14 protein-coding genes are annotated in these 18227 nt (G+C 61.5%); 3 read left to right on the forward strand and 11 right to left on the reverse strand.

The window, feature by feature from the left end:
* Window positions 1-96 precede the first annotated feature (96 nt).
* Window positions 97-2103 carry a TonB-dependent receptor gene (locus AAGW23_RS20425; RefSeq protein WP_342408100.1) on the reverse strand — a complete coding sequence of 669 codons (2007 nt, stop codon included), beginning with the start codon at window positions 2101-2103 and terminating at the stop codon, window positions 97-99.
* Between the two features lie 526 nt (window positions 2104-2629).
* Between AAGW23_RS20425 and AAGW23_RS20430 the strand changes: the two genes are divergently transcribed.
* Window positions 2630-4786, forward strand: coding sequence for a PQQ-dependent dehydrogenase, methanol/ethanol family (locus AAGW23_RS20430; RefSeq protein ID WP_342408101.1), 2157 nt, complete (start codon window positions 2630-2632; stop codon window positions 4784-4786).
* Between the two features lie 16 nt (window positions 4787-4802).
* Entirely contained in the window at window positions 4803-6239 is a 1437-nt protein-coding gene (aldA, locus tag AAGW23_RS20435; RefSeq protein ID WP_342408102.1) for an aldehyde dehydrogenase, read from the forward strand.
* A gap of 115 nt (window positions 6240-6354) precedes the next feature.
* Here aldA and AAGW23_RS20440 read toward each other — a convergent pair whose 3' ends face one another.
* The 6 genes from AAGW23_RS20440 to AAGW23_RS20465 form a co-directional block, all read right to left on the reverse strand.
* A complete protein-coding gene (locus AAGW23_RS20440) occupies window positions 6355-8268 on the reverse strand; it encodes a sigma-54-dependent Fis family transcriptional regulator (protein ID WP_342408103.1) in 1914 nt (637 codons plus the stop codon).
* A gap of 365 nt (window positions 8269-8633) precedes the next feature.
* Window positions 8634-9623 (reverse strand): HupE/UreJ family protein, encoded by a 990-nt coding sequence (locus tag AAGW23_RS20445; protein WP_342408104.1) that lies wholly within the window; start codon window positions 9621-9623, stop codon window positions 8634-8636.
* On the reverse strand, window positions 9623-10483 hold the full coding sequence (locus tag AAGW23_RS20450; protein ID WP_342408105.1) for a peptidyl-prolyl cis-trans isomerase: 861 nt from the start codon (window positions 10481-10483) through the stop codon (window positions 9623-9625). The genes AAGW23_RS20445 and AAGW23_RS20450 overlap by 1 nt, the downstream gene beginning before the upstream one ends.
* Window positions 10484-10492: 9 nt before the next feature.
* Window positions 10493-12346, reverse strand: a complete 1854-nt coding sequence (locus tag AAGW23_RS20455; protein ID WP_342408106.1) for a DUF3604 domain-containing protein — start codon at window positions 12344-12346, stop codon at window positions 10493-10495.
* Window positions 12347-12749: 403 nt separating this feature from the next.
* Window positions 12750-13055, reverse strand: coding sequence for a hypothetical protein (locus AAGW23_RS20460; protein WP_342408107.1), 306 nt, complete (start codon window positions 13053-13055; stop codon window positions 12750-12752).
* 37 nt (window positions 13056-13092) lie between these two features.
* A complete protein-coding gene (locus tag AAGW23_RS20465) occupies window positions 13093-13344 on the reverse strand; it encodes a sulfatase-like hydrolase/transferase (protein WP_342408108.1) in 252 nt (83 codons plus the stop codon).
* Between the two features lie 319 nt (window positions 13345-13663).
* Between AAGW23_RS20465 and AAGW23_RS20470 the strand changes: the two genes are divergently transcribed.
* Window positions 13664-14056, forward strand: a complete 393-nt coding sequence (locus tag AAGW23_RS20470) for a VOC family protein (protein ID WP_342408109.1) — start codon at window positions 13664-13666, stop codon at window positions 14054-14056.
* 157 nt (window positions 14057-14213) lie between these two features.
* Here the strand turns inward: AAGW23_RS20470 and AAGW23_RS20475 are convergent, their stop codons facing one another.
* The 4 genes from AAGW23_RS20475 to otsB all read right to left on the reverse strand — a co-directional run bounded on the left by AAGW23_RS20475 (window position 14214) and on the right by otsB (window position 18075).
* A complete protein-coding gene (locus AAGW23_RS20475; RefSeq protein ID WP_342408110.1) occupies window positions 14214-15149 on the reverse strand; it encodes a DMT family transporter in 936 nt (311 codons plus the stop codon).
* Window positions 15149-15796 (reverse strand): carbonate dehydratase, encoded by a 648-nt coding sequence (can, locus tag AAGW23_RS20480; protein WP_342408111.1) that lies wholly within the window; start codon window positions 15794-15796, stop codon window positions 15149-15151. Before can ends, AAGW23_RS20475 begins: the two co-directional genes overlap by 1 nt.
* Before the next feature lie 80 nt (window positions 15797-15876).
* Window positions 15877-17286: an alpha,alpha-trehalose-phosphate synthase (UDP-forming) gene (otsA, locus tag AAGW23_RS20485; protein ID WP_342408112.1), complete on the reverse strand. Its 1410-nt coding sequence runs from the start codon at window positions 17284-17286 to the stop codon at window positions 15877-15879.
* Window positions 17287-17310: 24 nt separating this feature from the next.
* Complete coding sequence (gene otsB, locus AAGW23_RS20490) at window positions 17311-18075, reverse strand: trehalose-phosphatase (protein ID WP_342408113.1); 765 nt, start codon at window positions 18073-18075, stop codon at window positions 17311-17313.
* Window positions 18076-18227: the final 152 nt, after the last annotated feature.

The following is an 18227-nucleotide window of genomic DNA, read 5'->3' on the forward strand; positions in this document are numbered from 1 at the left end:
TACGCATGAGCAAACCCATCCAGCATCGAACGACGCGCTAGCGGGCTCGCTGGGCCTCGTTCACCCGCGAGCCGGACCGCATCACAACGCAGCCCATCACTCGAACGTCAGCTTCGCCCCCGCATAGATCGTCCGCCCAGGCGCGGGCTCGTAGTAGCGGCCGAAGTTATCGTTAATGCGCAGGTTGTCGTAGTAGTCGCGGTCCAGCAGGTTGTCGATGCCAACATAGGGCTCCCACCGCTGGTCGCCCCACGCCATTCGCCAGCCCAGCCGAGCGTTGGTCACCGCGTAGCCGGCCACGCGGTCGCGGTTGGCATTGTCGGCGTACTGGTGGCCGTAGGCACTAACGTTGACCCGCGCATACCAAGCGTCACGGTCATAACTGGCCTCGGCGAACAGACTCTGCCTCGGAATCCCCGGGATGCGGTTGCCGTCGAATTCCTCAAACTGGTCGAAACGGTAACGGTTGTAGCTCCAGGCCCCGGTCAGCCGCCAGTAGTGTCCCAGCAACCAATCCCCGCTCAGTTCGACACCGTCGCGGCTGGAGCGCCCCGCATTGGTGTAGAAGGTGCGTCCGTCGCGGCCTTCCGGAACCAGCTCGTCCTCGATGCGCATGCTGTAGAGCACTGCTTCGTAACGCAATCCAGGGTGCTCGCCCTTAAAACCAATCTCGCGGTTGACCGACTGTGCCGGGGCGAGCGATGGGTTGAAGCCGCCCCCGTTCGGGTTGGCCATTTCGTTGATGGTCGGCGTCTCGAAGGAGGTTGCGTAGCGCACGTACGCCACGTGATGGGTGTCCAGTTGCCGGCTCAGCCCCAGGCTGTAGTTCCAATCCTCCAGGTTGCGCTCGCCCGAGGCATCGTCAGCGTCGCTCAGGTAACGGTCCTTGGCCTCGAGCCGCACGCTGTCATAGCGTACGCCTGCGGTGAGCAGCCAGGCATCGCCCAGGCTCAGCTGATCCTCGACAAACACGCCCCGGCTGTCCGCCGTTTCACGCTGGCGCTGCGTCAGGGCGCCGGTGATGCCGCCGGTCAGGTTGTCGTTGCGCGAGCGCTCATCCCGCTGGCTTTCCAGGTCCATCCCGACGGTCAACTGATGCGGCAAGCCCGCCAGCTCACGGCGGAAGGTGCGCTGGGCGCCCACCCCGGCGAACCAGCGGTCATAGGCAGTCTGGCCATTGCGCTGCAGCGGGAGACGGTTACTGAACTCGCGCTGGCCGTAATAGCTGCGCAGTTGGTAGGTATCGTCGCCGTCGGCCTGGCCATCCCAGACCAGTGAAAGGCGTTGCTGCTCGACGGACTCGTCGGAATCGAACTGCAGGCTCTGTGGCCGTGCCTGGGAACGGTCAGCGCGGACCTGAGCCAAGTTCAGCCCACCGGGATCTTCCGCGCGGTTGTCGATTGCATGCAGGGTGAGCCCGAGTGTGCCGCGCTCTCCCTGCCAGCGCAGCTTGCCGGTGAGGTGGTTGGTTTCGGCGGTGCCGTGCGTGCGGTAGCCGTCGAGCTGTGTGGCGTTGACAGCGAGCAAGGCACCCAGCGAGCCAGCACTGCCACTGGTTTCCGCGCGCAGGCGGCGATAGCCCAGTTCGCCGCCGGTCACTTCGACCTGCGTGCGCGGCGTGTCTCCAGGCTCCCGCGTCTGGATCGCCAAGACGCCACCGGCGGCATTGCCGTAGATAGTCGACGAAGGGCCGCGAATGACCTCTATACGCTCGACCAACGCGGTATCCAGACCGTCCATTTCGGTCTGCCCGTCAGGCATGGTCAGCGGCACCCCATCGACCAGCACCCGCACGCCACGCACGCCAAAACTGGAGCGTGAGCCAAAACCGCGAATGGACAAACGCATGCCTTGCGCCAGGTTGTAGCGGCTCTGCGACAGCGCACCCGGCACCGGCCCCAGCAGGCTGTCGAGGGTCAGCAGTTGCTCGCCCGGATGATCCTGCGCCGACACGGCGGACACCCCCATCGGCAAGGTGAACCAGTCCGATTCTGCGCGCGGCGAGCTCACCCACAGAGGGTCGAGCGTGAGCGGTTCGCTCGTCTGCGCGAGCAAGGGTCCGGCCGCCAACGAGAGCGATCCGGCAAGAAACAGTCGATACATGGTTGAGCCTTGTTGTTATGGAGTGACGTTGCTGTCGCCGACCTCTGTTGAAAAAAAGCCTACCAGAAGAAAGCGACTGGGCAGCCTTGGAGCCCAGCGCTCCGGTAAACATGTTCCAAACTACCGAAACGACCTGAAGCGGGAAATCCTCCCTTAGCGTCATCTAGGCAACCCACATGCCAAGCGAGCCTGACGGCTTCACCGCTTACCGTATTGCGCGTCGATACAACCCTCAGACCGCCAACCCACCCGTTCCGACAGTCCGAATCGAATCCCCGCCTCGGCAGCCAGATTGTGATCGGGCGGCCTGCTTGCGCCTGTTTCCCTGTCGCACCGGCGCGACAGTTGTCGCAGCCATGCAACGGCTCAGGTGCGACAGGCCACTTCATCCGCGGCCAACCTGAATCGCGCGAGCCCGCGCCAGTTCTGGCTTTACGACCTGACCGCAACGGCTGGCACAGCGGTTGCTCTCCCAGAAAGACCTGCCCCACGGGGCGGCCAGACCAATAACAAGAGAGAGCCTGCGATGAATCGTTTCGATCCCTATATGGGCCGACGGCCCGCCACCCTGCTTGGCGCTAGCCTGGCGGCCCTGCTGTCCCTGCCGCTGCACGCCGCCGAAGTCGACGGCAAGCGCATCGCCAATGCCGACGCCGAACCCGGCAACTGGATGAGCCATGGCCGCGACTACGGCGAGCAGCGCTTCAGCCCGCTGAAGACGATCACCGATACCAACGTCGATGAACTCGGGCTGGCCTGGAGCTACAAGCTGGACATCGACCGCGGCGTGGAAGCCACACCCATCGTGGTCGACGGCGTGATGTACACCACCGGCCCCTTCTCCATCGTCTATGCGCTCGACGCACGCACCGGCAAGGAGATCTGGAAGTACGACCCGAAGTCCGACCGCGCCCGCGCGGGTGAGGCCTGCTGCGATGCCATCAACCGCGGCGTCGCCGTGTGGAAGGGCAAGGTCTACGTCGGCGTACTCGATGGCCGCCTGGAAGCCATCGACGCCAAGACCGGCGAGCGCGTCTGGTCGGTCGATACCCGCTACGACAAGGCGCGCAGCTACTCCATCACCGGTGCGCCACGGGTGGTGAATGGCAAGGTGGTGATCGGCAACGGTGGCGCCGAGTTCGGCGTGCGCGGCTACGTCACCGCCTACGACGCCGAAACCGGTGATCAGGCCTGGCGCTTCTTTACCGTACCGGGCGATCCGGACAAGCCCGCCGAAGGCAAGGGCATGGAGATCGCCAAGAAGACCTGGCACGGCCGTGCCTTCGTCGAACAGGGCGGCGGCGGTACCGCCTGGGACTCCTTCGCCTATGACCCGGAGCTGAACCTGCTCTATATCGGTGTCGGCAACGGCTCGCTCTGGGACCCGATCTGGCGCAGCGAGGGCAAGGGCGACAACCTGTTCCTGTCCTCTATCGTCGCGGTCAATGCCGACACCGGCGAATACGTTTGGCACTACCAGACCACGCCGGGCGATGCCTGGGACTACACCGCCACCCAGCACATGATCCTGGCCGACCTCGAGATCGAGGGAAAACCGCGCAAGGTGCTCATGCAGGCGCCAAAGAACGGCTTTTTCTACGTGATAGATCGCGCCACGGGCGAGCTGTTGTCCGCCGAGAACATCGTGCCGATCAACTGGGCCAAGGGTGTGGATCTGAAGACCGGCCGCCCCATCGTCGACGACGAGGCAGCCGCCTACTGGAAAGGCGAAAAGAAAGCCAAGCTGGTCCAGCCCGGCTTCTGGGGCGCGCATGACTGGCACCCGATGTCCTACAACCCGAACACCGGGCTGGTCTACATCCCCGCGCACATCATGTCGGCCTGGTACGAGCACGTGCCGGATAAGCCGGCGCGCAACAAATTCAAGAGCATGTATCAGCTGGGCCTGAAGACCGGGATGATGCCCGAGGACCCGGAAGGCCTCGGAAAGTACGCCGACACCTGGTCCGGCAAGCTGATTGCCTGGGACCCGGTCAAGCAAGAGCAGGCCTGGGAAGTGCCCTACGTCACCATCTTTAACGGCGGCACCCTGAGCACCGCTGGCAACCTCGTGTTCGAGGGCAGCGCCGACGGCCGTGTCATCGCCTATGCCGCCGACACCGGCAAGAAGCTCTGGGAGCAGCCCGCTGCCAGCGGCGTCATGGCCGCGCCCATCACCTACAGCGTGGACGGCGAGCAGTACGTGACCTTCATGGCGGGCTGGGGCGGTGCTTTCTCCACCTTTGCCGGCGCCCTGTCGCTACGCGCCGGTGTGCAGCCCTATGCACAGGTGCTGACCTACAAGCTCGGCGGCACCGCCGAACTGCAGGAACCGGCGCCGCGTGACGATGCACCCAAGCCACCGCCACTGACCGCCGATGCAGCCACGGTGGAAGCTGGCGCCAAACTCTATGACGGCTACTGCTCGCAGTGCCACGGCATCCATGCCGTCAGCGGTGGCGTACTGCCTGACCTGCGCATGCTCACCCCGGAAAAGCATGAACAGTTCGTCGGCATTCTCCACGGTGCACGCATCCCCGATGGCATGCCCTCCTTTGCCGAAGCGTTCGATCGCGAGCAGATGGAGCAGATCCATCAGTACCTGATCAAGCGTGCCCACGACCGACTCGAGCACGGCCCGAACGACCTGCCGCAGCCCAGCCAGAAAACGGCCAGCAACTGACCCTCAGGAGACCGACATGACTGATCCAATCACCTATCAGAACTACATCGACGGTACCTTCGTCGCCTGCGACCACCTCATCGAGGTGCGCAACCCGGCCACCGGTGCGGTGCTCTCACGCGTGCCCGAATCCGATGCCGCCACCGCTGAACGCGCCATTGCCGCCGCCCGCGCCGCGCAGAAAGGCTGGAGCCAAAAGCCTGCCATCGAGCGCGCCGGCTACCTGCGCGCCATCGCCAGCAAGATCCGCCAGAATGCCGAGCGCCTGGCCCGCGTCATCACCGAGGAAGGCGGCAAGATTCAGAGCCTGGCGCTGGTGGAAGTCAACTTTACCGCCGACTACCTCGACTACATGGCCGAGTGGGCGCGGCGCATCGAAGGCGAGATCATCACCAGCGACCGGCCGGGCGAGAACATCTTCCTGTTCCGCAAGCCGCTGGGCGTGGTCGCGGGCATCCTGCCGTGGAACTTCCCGTTCTTTCTCATCGCTCGCAAGATGGCGCCAGCGCTGGTGACCGGCAATACCATCGTCATCAAGCCCAGCGAGGAAACGCCCAACAACTGCTTCGAATTCGCCAAGCTGGTGGCCGAGATCGACCTGCCCAAAGGCGTGTTCAACGTGGTCTGCGGCAGCGGCGCGGGCGTCGGCAGCGCCCTGACCACCAGCGACAAGATCGACATGATCAGCTTTACCGGCAGCGTCGGCACCGGCCAGCGGATCATGGCCGCCGCGGCGCAGAACGTCACCAAGCTCAACCTGGAGCTGGGCGGCAAGGCCCCGGCCATCGTGATGAACGACGCGGACCTGGACCTCGCCGTCAACGCCATCCGCGCGTCGCGCATCATCAACACCGGGCAGGTCTGCAACTGCGCTGAGCGCGTCTACGTGCAGCGCGGCGTGGCCGAGCAATTCATCGAGCGCATCGCCGGCGCCCTGGCCGAGACACGCTACGGCGATCCGAGCGCCCAGGCGGACGTGGAAATGGGCCCGCTGATCAACGAGGCCGGCCTGCGCAAGGTCGAGCAGATGGTGCGCACCGCACAGAGCCAGGGCGCCCAGTTGGTGACCGGCGGCGCTGTGGCGGACCTGGGCAAGGGCTTCCATTACCAACCGACGCTGCTCGCCAACTGCTCGCATGACATGGAAATCATGCGCAAGGAAGTCTTCGGTCCGGTGCTGCCGGTGCAGATCATCGATGATCTGGACGAGGCCATTGCGCTGGCCAACGACTGCGAGTACGGCCTGACCTCCTCGATCTACACCCGCGACCTGTCCACCGCGATGAAGGCGGCTGCGGGGCTGGACTTCGGCGAGACCTACATCAACCGCGAGAACTTCGAGGCGATGCAGGGCTACCATGCCGGTGTGCGCAAATCCGGCATCGGCGGTGCCGACGGCAAGCATGGCCTGTACGAATACACCCACACCCATGCGGTGTACGTGCAGAGCTAGGTGACTTGAGGAACAAGAACCCCGCCGCGGCGGGGTTCTTGCTGTAGGGCTTATAAGGCTTACAGGGCCGAGCGAGCGCCCCGCTCAGCGAAAACACCGATTCGCCTGCGTGCCATCAGCCGCGCCGCGCTGTCAGCCCGTAACGGTGCAACTTGCGATAGAGGGTGGCGCGGTTGATGCCAAGGGAACGCGCCGCCGAGGTGACGTTGCCGCCGTGCTGATCGAGTGTCGCTTGCAGATGGGCCGCTTCGGCCGTCTCGCGGGTCGTCTCCAGCGATTGAGCAGCGGGCGACCGCTCCGCCGGCACCGACATGACCTCAGGCGGCAGGCAGTCGAGACCGATCACCCCCTCGTCCGCCAGCGCGACAGCACAGCGCAGCACGTTGATCAGCTGGCGCACGTTACCCGGCCACCTATAAGCGACCAGCCGCTCCATTGCCTTTGCGGTCAGTTCGACCGGCTCATCGTCGGCTTCACGCTGCAGAACGCGACGGATCAGTGCGCCGCGATCCGCCCGGTCACGCAAGGCGGGCAGCCTGACCGTCAAGCCATTGAGTCGGTAATAGAGGTCTTCACGAAACTCGCCGGCGGCCACCATGGCGGGCAGGTCGCGGTGCGTCGCGCAGACCAGCTGCACGTTCAGCGCCACCGGCGTAGCGGCGCCCAATGGCACCAGCTCCCGCTCGGCCAGCACGCGCAGCAACCGAGTCTGCAAATGCATGGGCATGTCGCCGATCTCGTCGAGGAACAGCGTCCCGCCATTGGCCTGTTCCAACTTGCCCTTCATGCCCTGCCGACTGGCGCCGGTAAAGGTCCCGGCGCGATAGCCGAACAGCTCGCTCTCGATCAGGGACTCCGGGATCGCCGCGCAATTGAGCGCGATGAAGGGCCCTTTGACGCGCACGCTGGCCTGGTGGATCGCGCGCGCGAATGCTTCCTTGCCAGTGCCCGTCTCACCGGTCAGCAATAGAGAAATGTCGCGATCCAGCACGCGCCGCAGCTGCTGCACGGCGCGTTGCAGGCCTGGGTCTTCCCCGGCCAAGTGTTCAAGTGTCGGTTCTACCGGAACCACGTTCAGGCCGCGGTCGTTCCTGCCGCGCCGCGCGGGGGCAGCCGGCATACGCAGCGTAAGCTCCAGCGCCGGCCCACCGGCCAGCCGGAACGATGCGCTGCGCTGGCCACCCTGGGTCAGCGTGATCAGCTCATCCAGTGACGTCGACAGGACGTCCTGCACCACCTCACCCAATAGCGCGCCCCCTGGGCCGGCGGCCATGAAGGCCGCGCGATTCGCGCCGAGAATCCGGCCCGCCGAATCGAGCGCCAGCAACCGCTCGTTGCCCAGGTCACCGGCATCGCCGCCCAGAGTCAGCATGGCGCAATGGGCGTAGCGCTGGCGGAAACTGGCGTTTTCGATAAGCCGCGCATACAGGCTCACCAGCTGGAGCGTCAGGTACTGAGCCTGTTTCGGCCCGCCACTGTTGAGGCACGACGCATTGAGACAGCCCAGCAACGCACCCTGTGGATCGAACAGCGGCGCCACCGAGCAACTCAGCATCGCGTTGCTGCTTAGAAAGTGCTCGTCCCGATGGATGATCAGCGGCTGGCCCGCGGCCAGCCCCGTACCGATGCCGTTGGTCCCTACCAGCGACTCGTCCCAGCAACTGCCAATCACCAGCCCCGAGTCGGCATAAGGGCTGTGCAGCCCAGGCAGTCGCGCATCGAGCGTAATACCGCGGCGATCACTGAGCAGCACCGCAAACCCCGCCGGGTTCAGGCGCCGCGACAGACCTTCCATGCCCTGGCTCGCGATGGCCAGAAAGTCATGATGCTCCTGCTGATGCAGCCGGATCTCGTGGTGCTCAAGCTGAACATGGACGGCCGATTGAGTGGGGTCGAGCCCGTGCTCGTGGACGCTGCGGTACCAGGACTCGGCAATCAGCCGATCCGGATTGGAGCCTCGGTCGGCAAAGTGCGAGGCAACGAATGCTGAAAGATCGGTTGGAAGCTCAGAGGGCGGACGCGCGATCATGCGGGACTCCAAACAAGGCGCCGAGTCGGGCCTTGCGTAATTGTTCGTATCGGCTGTCGGAACAGCCAAAACCAAGCCTAGCACGGTCACTCCAGGCCGCGTCGACCACCTGCCAGGCAGGGGTTTTTAGCAAGCAGCTTCGTTGGTTGGGCCCCGCGGTGCGCAGCGGCTTGGGTGCTGCTTCGCTGGGAGGGCACCTATCGGTGCCAATCGCGAACAGGGTATTAACTGGCTATCGCTGAGCAACCTGCGTGCTGACTGGCCAGGAGATGATGCCTGCCCTGTAGACGCTAGGTGTCGGCTCTTGGCCAATAGCAGGCACAGAGTTGAATCACCAACCGCTCAGACCTATTGCGCCCCATGGGTTAAAGGGCAAAAGCCAGGGTCCGCTCGACCACCCAAAACGCACTGACCGAACCGATTGCGTATGCGGGTAGCCGCTGTAGCGCAAGGGACCAGTTTGTTCGCCGTCTCAGCACGCCAATCAGTAACAGCATAACCGCCACGAAGGCCACCTGACCTAGCTCGACGCCGATGTTGAAACAGGCCAGAGCCAACGGGATCTCGGTTTGTGGCAAGCCGATTTCGGCCAGGGCCCCGGCAAAACCCAGGCCGTGTAGCAGACCAAAGGTGAAAGCTACCAGCCAGGGCTTGCGACTGGTCAGGGTGGCTTTGCCTTCTATCTTGCGCAGCAACTCCAGCGCCAGAAACATTATGCTCAGTGCAATAGTGGCTTCCACCGGAGGGCCAGGGACATGCGCATGGCCAAGCGCTGCGAGGCTCAGGGTGATGCTGTGCGCGACGGTGAAGGCGGTGACGGTCTTGATGATGTTGCCCCAGCCGCTGACCAGGATAATCAGCGCCAGCACAAAGAGTAGATGGTCTATCCCAAGCAGAATATGTTCGATACCCAGCCTGATGTAGGTCTGCACCACAGTCCATTTGCCGGGGACCCGAGGCACTTCGATTGCATTGTCCGTGGGGTGCAACAAGAAACTCTGCTTGCTGCCATCAAGCAGGTTCAGATTGACCAGAACGTCGATGGTAGTCAGCGCCAGGTTACTGATCTGCACCCGAGTACCCAATAGCCCACTGTCGCCACTCAGGCGATAGCGGAAAACAACGAACCCCGCCAGCAGCCTCGGGCCGCCTTGCTCCTGCAACGACAGTGTGGAGTCAAACTGCGGCTCAATATCCGGCACCGCGTCATTGGCACTTGGTACCTTCCACAGCACATCGTAGTTTGACGGCGATATCTGGTCGATTTGCAGGTAGGCGGGTCTGATCTCGTGCGCCCATATCGCACTGGAGAAACCAAGCCACACGAACAGCAACGGACAAAGAAGACGGCTCATTACTGCACCGCGAACGAGGCTTTGGCCTCTGCCGGCAGGTTAGCAGCGGTGATAGTGACTCGATAACGTGCCAACAACTCGCGATAGACCCGTTCCTGGATTTCCCGCTCGGCCACGTAAGCATGCTCCTGCGCCACGTACTCGCGCACTTCCTCGAACTCGGGCAGCATCAGCCCTTGCCGCGATTCGACGAAAACCAGGTGCCAGCCATAACCTGAGCGTACTGGACCGGACCACTGGCGCAGAGGCACATTGGCCAGAGCCTGAGTAAAGTCACCGCCAAAGGCGTTCTCCAGCTCAGGGGCGGGGGTTCGTGGCCATTCGTTGGGCACGGACAGTTTGTTGCGCATGATTTGCGGGATTGCTTCGCCGTTCTGTAACCGGACGAGTACGTCTCCCAACTGCGTCTTATCGTTTACCTCACTAGGGCTAAGCAGCACCTGCCGGAAGGTGTAGGAAGGTGCCCGTTGGAAAAGTTGCGGATGCTGGTCAAAGAACGCTCGCAGTTCCTCGTCATTCGCGGGTTTCATCAGCGTCCCAAGGTCACTGGCTACCGCTTCCATTTTCTGTGACAAGCGCTTGCGGATGATCTCGTCGTTGCGATCCAGGTTCATCCGCAGAGCTTCGCGGTAGAACACCTCCTGGCGGACATAGCGCTCCAGCAAGGCCTTAATCTCACTGGTATTGGGCTCGCGCTTCCACTGAATACTCCAGAGCTTGCGCAGATGATCCAGCTCCTGCTGATCGATCACGATCTGGTCTTCCTGCACTTGGTCGCGATTCAGCCAGTAATAGGCAGTGAAAATCAGGCAACCCAGGAGCAGAAAGTGGACGAAGGGTTCCTTGGCAAGTCGCAGCATCAGCAGTCCTTAATTGACTTCATGCCAGATCGGCGAGCCCCAGGCGCGCTCGACGATTTCCCGCTTCACATCGTCGGCGAACTTCACATTGGCCTTGAGCTCGTCGTAAAGCGTCCAGCGGGCCGTGGGAAGTTGCAGCACACGAACGTAGTAGTACGCCTGCTGCTTGGGGTCGAAGTCCGGATCAATCCAGAGCCCCATCAGTTCCGGGCTGCCTTTCTCGGTATTGAACTGTCCTGTCTTAAGATTGATAGGCGCGTCAATGGGATCGACCGTACCGTCCTCACGCAGCCGATTACCGGATGCGACAACGTTGAAGACCTGATCCTTCATCTCGCCATTTTCCAGCCATCCTTTGATGATCTGGATGCGATCAAGATTGGGCGCAATCGGGTCCTTGACTGCCCATACCAGGATTTGCGGCGCTTTCTCTCCTGAGTAGTCGCCGCCCATCGGCACGCCCCTGGCATAGCCATCCTTGACCATCGCCTCATAGGATTCGTACTTGCTCTTGAAGCCCTGGCCGGCAAAGGCCCTTACTTTTATGCGAGGACCGCTGGTGGCGAAGGTTTCCTTGCTGTACATGGAATCCCAGATTGCCCCTCGAGTGTTGGATGTGGCCCAGACCCCAGTCAGGGCACCCGGGTTTAGATCGGACACTTTCATCTCGCCTTCGAGGATGGCTATGGCGCGAATCTCGGCTGTCTGGTCGGCAAGACCATGGCTCCCCACCGTCCAGTTATCTTCTTCGATATTGCCGGGAGCGCCGTTGTGGCTATCAGTACCGCCAACGAAACCGTACTTGAACGGGTTGGTACCAAGGTCATCCTTGTACTTCAGACCGCGGCCGAGGCCGTAGCGCACGAAGTTTCGCTTCATGTACTTGCGGTCGTTGTAATCCTGCAGCGAGCGTGCATTTTCGAAATCTGCGAACTCGTCGTTGGGCCAGAAGTCGGGCACAACTTCGGAATTACCCTTGATCTGCATCATCTCGATCAGGGGCTCCATACTGGCGCGGGTCTCCACATAAGCCTTGGTGATCGGCTTGCCTTCCAGGGTTTCCTCGGTAAACAGCAGCCCTTTGCTCTCGTTGGAGTTGTGCGGCATGGCAAAGACCTTCATGCCTTTTTCGCGCTGCACCTGCATCCAGTCCCAGAGCTTTTCCGGGTCCGGGCTTTCGTTCGAAGAAAAAGGTATATCCGGGACATTGTTGTCACGGAACAGAACGTTGCGATGAAGGTTTCCGCCGCCGGGTGCCGCCGTCCATTCATAAGCGTGAATGGTGGTGAACTTGCCGGGGTGGTAGTGCTTCTCGGTGGCCTCGTAGTTCTTCCGCCAGGTGGACTTGATCGCTTCAGCGCCTTGAAAGAAATCCGGATGAGGGCTTTTACCTGTGCTCAGGGGCTCTAGCACGTACTTGCCATACAGACCCAGCGCAGTCTCCAGGTCGGTGGCTTCGCGAAACGACTTGGCAATGGGGTCGTCGTAGCCTGGCGCTCCTGGGTTCATCAGGGAATAAGCTTCGCCCATGAACTCAGAGTGGTCGGTCACCGCTACGAAATCCAGCGGGCGCTTTATCTTATGCGGGCTGCCGTTAACCATAATCTCCTCGCCCTGGGCGAAGCGGTAGGCGTCATCCGGGGTCAGTCGGTTGCCACCGATGAAGGCATCCATCGACACCCCGGTATGAATATGGGTTTCTCCGAAATAAGCGTCTTTGAGCTCATTCTCCTTAACAGCAGCCTCGGCAGCGCTCGTCTGCGCGGTCTCTGCACCCACTGCGTTGGCCACGCCCAGGATGCTGGCGAAAGCTCCCAGAATGGCAGCGGTTTTTCTGCACGAGGAGTGTTTGGAACAGATCATGGCGATGCGTCCTTGATGACGATAGCAACGCATTTACTCTAGATGGATTTCCGGAGCTGACAACTAATCTGCCAAGGCGGAAATAGCAGGTTTTTCTGAGGACTCGGCATCAGGTAAAAACGTGCAACGCGTAGCATCCTTGGCCACCGTTGCGGCTGACTTCACGGTTAACTGTCGATGTTGCTCGCCTGGGTGTCGCCGCAATGAAGCAAACCGAATCGCCGCGATTCTGAAGAGTCTATTGGCGTCGATTTTTGGCTGACTTCAGCCAGCCACTGAGGGCCGCTTTTGGCGCGGTAGCTGCTCGTCGTCACCAGCTGCAATCGGTTATAGCGATCAGCCAGCAGCAGCTACGAAACGGTCTGCTTTAGCCGCCCCTTTTCGCAAGGGCGGCTATTCATGATTACTCCAAATCAAAACGAACCGTTTTGATCTCACCCAAGGCGCTCCGTGGAAAGATGCTGCCAGTGATAGATGGCCCGATGACCGCCAGTTCCAAAGTACTGGGTGTGCCGAAATTCGGGAGCCTTGCGTCCATGAGCGCTGCGCTCAGATCAAGGCCCGCCATTGGCGTCTGCTCTATACCATCGACAGTCTTGGGTTGCGGGATATGTGCCGCCGCAAGAATTGGTGCGATATCGACTACATGCGAGAACTGCGAGCGCAGACCGCCAGCCTCGCTAATCTTCGCCGGTGAGGTCACCACCATGCGTTATGGGAATCGCCAAAGTGCGAGGGCACGCGCTTCATCCACTGGAACGGCGACGATCCAGCCCAGGCCAGTGCGGCGTGTTGTGCCATTTGCCGAAAGCCGCCGTGCTATATCCGTTGTCGCGCAGGATGGCGCGCCACACTGGCCGTGCTCTTGGGCCAGACACTGTTGTGGCCGGGTAGCCTGTGGCCAGCTCGATGATAGTGCCCATCCCAACCAGATGATGGTTGCGCCCGGTGAGCAGAGCGGCACGGGTGGGCGAGCAAATTGCCGTGGTGTGAAACATCCTGGATGTGCTTATCAGCCAGTCAGAGCCTGGCTATTTCCAATCAAGATAGACAAAAGAGTGGGGGCTGCTTGGTGTGATTAGGAATGGTTGTCGATTAATCCTGGCTCAACCATAAATGTTAAGTAGCCCGACGAGTCATCCCCGACACACGATGATTCCGAAATGTGCGCTTGTGGAGCCGAAAGCGTCCAATGATCTTCCGCCCGCACATCTGAGTGCTGGCCACTTACCCCACCGTTTGACCACCCTCTTCATCCCGATGCTAGAGTGCTCGTTCGATAGCGACATACTCCACAACTCCCTTAGTGAGGCGCTCATGCTCAACCATGTAATGGTCGGTTCGAATGATATTGAACGATCAAAGCGGTTCTACGATGCCGTGCTCGGCCTGCTAGGCGCTGGCGAGCCTATCCGTAACACTGGCCCGACCGGGCACGCCCGCCTCTTCTACCGACATGACGGTAGCCTGTTTGGTGTCACCGAGCCCATCAACGGTGAAGAGGCGACGGTCGCCAATGGCGGCACGATTGGGTTCAAGTGCACCTCACCCGAGCAAGTCAAAGCCTTCCACGACGTGGGTGTGGCTCATGGCGGCACGACTTGCGAAGATCCACCAGGGCTGCGCGAAAGCAGCCTAGGCCCGATGCACCTGGGCTATGTGCGCGACCCTGACGGCAACAAACTGTGCGCCATCTACCGCGCGCCATAACCCGCACTGTGCGCCGCACAACCAAGAGCGGCGCCATCGTTAAAAACGGCTATGCGCTGCACCCCGGCTGCGGCGCTTGAATGCTAACGAGACGGCTGCGTTTCCGAGGCTCTCAATCCAAACGCACCAATGCCCAGGTAGACCTTAAGCGGCCCCGCTAGCGCGGGCTTTGTTTCGCCTGATTTAAGAGCGGGCTACCGGCCCTGACTTGGGTCGCCAGCAGCAAGCCGGCAAAGATCAGTCCACCGCCAATCCAGTGGAACAGCTGCAAGCCTTCCCCCAGCAGCAGCCAGCCGAGAATCGCGGTGAAAACCGGCATCAGATAAGTCGCCATTGCCGCTTTGGCGGCGCCAACGGTTTTGACGCCGTGGTTCCACGACAGGTAAGCGATCAGCGAGGCGAAGACCGCTGTGTAGGCGATGACGCTGAGGTTGGTCAGGGTGGGCGTGAAACCACCGACCTGACTGAACTCGAGCAGGTAGAACGGGAGGATCAGCGGCGTACCGATTGCCATCAACACGCCTAGCAGCGTTAACGGCGGAACCTGAAGAAAGCTGCTCCAGCGTCGCAGCGACAGGGTGTACAGCGCCCAGACCAGCACGGCCACGAGCATGATGAGATCGCCGGCCTTGAAGGCCAGATTCGCAAACGCATCCCAGCTGCCACGACTGATCAGATAGACCAGTCCGCACGCGGCGATGGCCATGCCGAACCAGGCGCGACGGGCTGGCCATTCCCCCAACAGCAGGCCACCGCCAATGAAGGTGAACAAAGGCAGACAGGTGTTGACCAGCGTCAGGTTGATAGCTTCGGTGCTTTGCGCAGCGGAGTACAGCAGCGAGTTATAGCTGCTGATACCCAGCGCCGCGACCACCAGCAAGCGCCAGCCAGCGGCGCGAAGCGTGGCGCGATGCGTCCAGATGGAGCGCGCCACCAATGGCAGCAACAGACAGGTGGCCAGCGTCCAGCGCCAGAACGCGAGGGTCAACGGTGGAATCGCCTCATGAAAAGCGCGCGCCACCAGAGCGTTTCCACTCCAGCAGAGCACAGCGAGCAGCAGGCCAGCGAAAGCCCATCCTTGTCGCGACACCATCAGACGGGCTGATGCGTGCGCAGGCGGTACTGCGGCGGCAGCTGATCAAGACCGCTGATGGTGACGTTGAGGTTCTTCCAGATACCGTCCCTGATGCCGTAGATGCAGCCATGCACGGACAGTGGTTGGCCGCGATGCCAGGCGTTCTGGACGATGTTGGTGTGACTGACGTTGGCGACCTGCTGGATGACGTTGAGTTCGCAGAGCCGGTCCACCTGTGCTTCTTCAGTCGGGAAGCTGCCGATGTGCTCGCGGTGTTCGTAATAGAGATCGCGGATGGTGCGCAGCCAGCCATCAATCAGGCCGAGCTGATCGTCACGCATCGAAGCGCGAACCCCCCCACAGCCGTAATGACCGGTGACGAGGATGTGTTTCACCTTGAGAACATCCACCGCGTACTGAATCACCGATAGGCAATTGAGGTCGGTGTGCAGGACGACATTCGCGACGTTGCGGTGAACGAAGAGATCGCCGGGCAGCAGCCCGACAATTTCGTTGGCGGGCACGCGCGCGTCCGAACAGCCAATCCAGAGGTACTCCGGCACCTGCTGCTTGGCCAGTTTGGTGAAGAACGTTGGGTCTTCCTCGATGATCGCTTCAGCCCAGCGCGCGTTGTTCTCGAATAACTGTTGAAGCTCGTTGCTCATCGACTGCCCCTTCCATTCCGACACGCACGTTACGAACCGGTCGGCGTTTTGACAAGCACGCAGACCGGTACGTCACAGCATTAGACGGCGAACAGCGGATTCGCCTGAACTTCGGCGCGTGGGCGGGAAGAAAAGGCGCGCAAGTCCCGCAGGAAATTGTCGCGCCAAGCATCCAGGTCAGCAGCACGTATTGCCCGCATCATGTGCTCATAGCGATCCTTGCGCTCGGTCAGCGACATGCGCATCGCACGATCCAGCGCCTCGGCCATGCCGATGCAATCGTAGGGGTTGATGATCAGCGCCGAGGTCAGCTCCCGCGCGGCGCCGGCAAAGCGTGAAAGCACCAGTACCCCGGGGTCTTCCGGGTCCTGGGACGCGACGAATTCCTTGGCAACCAGATTCATGCCATCACGCAGCGGTGTGACGAAGCCGATGTCGGACTGGCGAAACAGGCCCATCAGGGCGCGGCGGTCGTGGCTTTTGTTGAGGTAATGCAGCGGCGTCCAGTCCAGATCGGAGAGCCATCCGTTGATGTGTCCGGCCTGGCTTTCCAGCTGCTGCCTGATCGCCTGATAGGTCTTCACATCCGAGCGAGATGTAGGTGCGATCTGGATAAACTCCACCGCACGCCGATGCTCCGGGTAGCGTTCAAGGAACGCTTGGTAGGCCATAAAACGCTCCACCAGCCCCTTGGAGTAATCCAGCCGGTCGACGCTGACAATCTTTTTGCGATCCACGTCAGTGGTGCGCCGCATGGGCTTGGTGCGCCCCTTGTAAGACTCGGCAAGTTCCTGGATCTCATCCGGCACCACGCCGATGGGATAGACCCCGGCGCGGAAGTTCTGACCATAAGCCGTCAGGCTGCCATCTGACTCGAGGATGCCGCGCACCTCGCGGGTCATGTAATCCTGGAATGCCAGCCGATCCGTCTCGGTCTGGAAGCCGATAAGGTCATAGAAGCAGAGCGTCTTGAGCAGTTCGTTGTGCGGCGGAATGACCGTGAGAATTTCAGGTGGCGGGAACGGAATGTGGAGAAAGAAGCCGATGCGGTTGCGAATGCCCAACTGGCGGCAGGCTTCGGCAAAAGGAATTAGATGGTAGTCATGAATCCAGATGATGTCGTCTGGCTTGAGATGGGGCTTGAGCTTTTCCGCCAACATGGCGTTGACCCGTCTGTAGCCCTCGTACTCCTGCCGGTTGTAGCGAGCCAGGTCGATCCGGTAGTGAAAGATCGGCCACAGCGTGGCATTGGAAAACCCACGGTAATACTGATCGTAGTCCTGCTTGGTCAGGCCCAGCGTGACGTAGGTGATGTTACCGACGGTCTCAGTGCTGGTTTGCGGGGAGCTGCTCACGTCCCCACTCCAGCCAAACCAGATTCCCCCGGCCTGGCGCAACGCGTCATGCACACCCACTGCAAGCCCGCCAGCAGCGACCTTCCCCGCCTTGATCGGCGCTACGCGGTTGGAAACCACCACTAGTCGGCTCATGCTCGTTCTCGCTTCAATCTGGTTTTATTGGTTGTTACTGCGGCTCGACAGGGTGCTTTGCAAACGGTCCAGCCAGGCGGCAACAGCGTCTACCGATTCCAGCCGCTGCGCGGCTTCGGTCGCTCCGCTGCCCACCTTGATCGAGACCCCGCCCAGCTCGTTGACCACCGTGAAGCCAGCTTCATCGGTCAAATCATCGCCAATGAAGACGGGCGTCCGCCCGGCAAATGGCGCCTCCTGCATAAAGGTACGGATGACTTCGCCTTTGCTGGCGCCGCGCGGCTTGAGCTCGAATACGCACTTGCCAGGCTGAAGCGCCAGCACCTCACCATAACGGGAGACGAAATCTTCGGCCAGGTGACGCGCTGTCTCCTCCAGCTCAGGGGCCAGGCGGAAATGCAGGGCAAAGGCGACGCCTTTGTTCTCCAGCGAGAGGCCTGCGTGCTCGGCACAAGCCCGCGCCAGCTCGCGCTGGATAGCGTCGAGCATCTGGTTATCGAGAGCCAGATTCCGCAGCTCCCCGGTCGCGGTACGACGCTCGGCGCCGTGCACACCGGCTGCTGGCAGCTGCAGAGGAGTGAGCAGTGCATCGAGCTGACTGATTGGCCGGCCTGACACGACAGCAACAGGAATGCCGTTAGCGCTCAGCTGTTCGAGCGCGGCCAGCGAACGAGGCGGGATAAAAACGAGCTCGGGACGCGGCTGGATTTCAGCGAGCGTGCCATCGACATCGAAGAAAAAAGCGCAGCGCCGAGTTTCTAGCTCGGGTTCATCATCTTGTTTACTCATGTAGCTGGGACCCCCGTTCAACGGTGGTGGTTCGCGTTTTTTTATCGCGGCTACCGCCTGCAATTCAACAAGCACAGCCACTGCAGCTTGGTTCATAAAGCCGGAACCGGCCAGCGGCCAGCCTGAATCTTCAGATCGCCACCGGGTCACAA

The organism is Stutzerimonas chloritidismutans, assembly GCF_038562055.1.
Taxonomy (GTDB): domain Bacteria; phylum Pseudomonadota; class Gammaproteobacteria; order Pseudomonadales; family Pseudomonadaceae; genus Stutzerimonas; species Stutzerimonas chloritidismutans_A.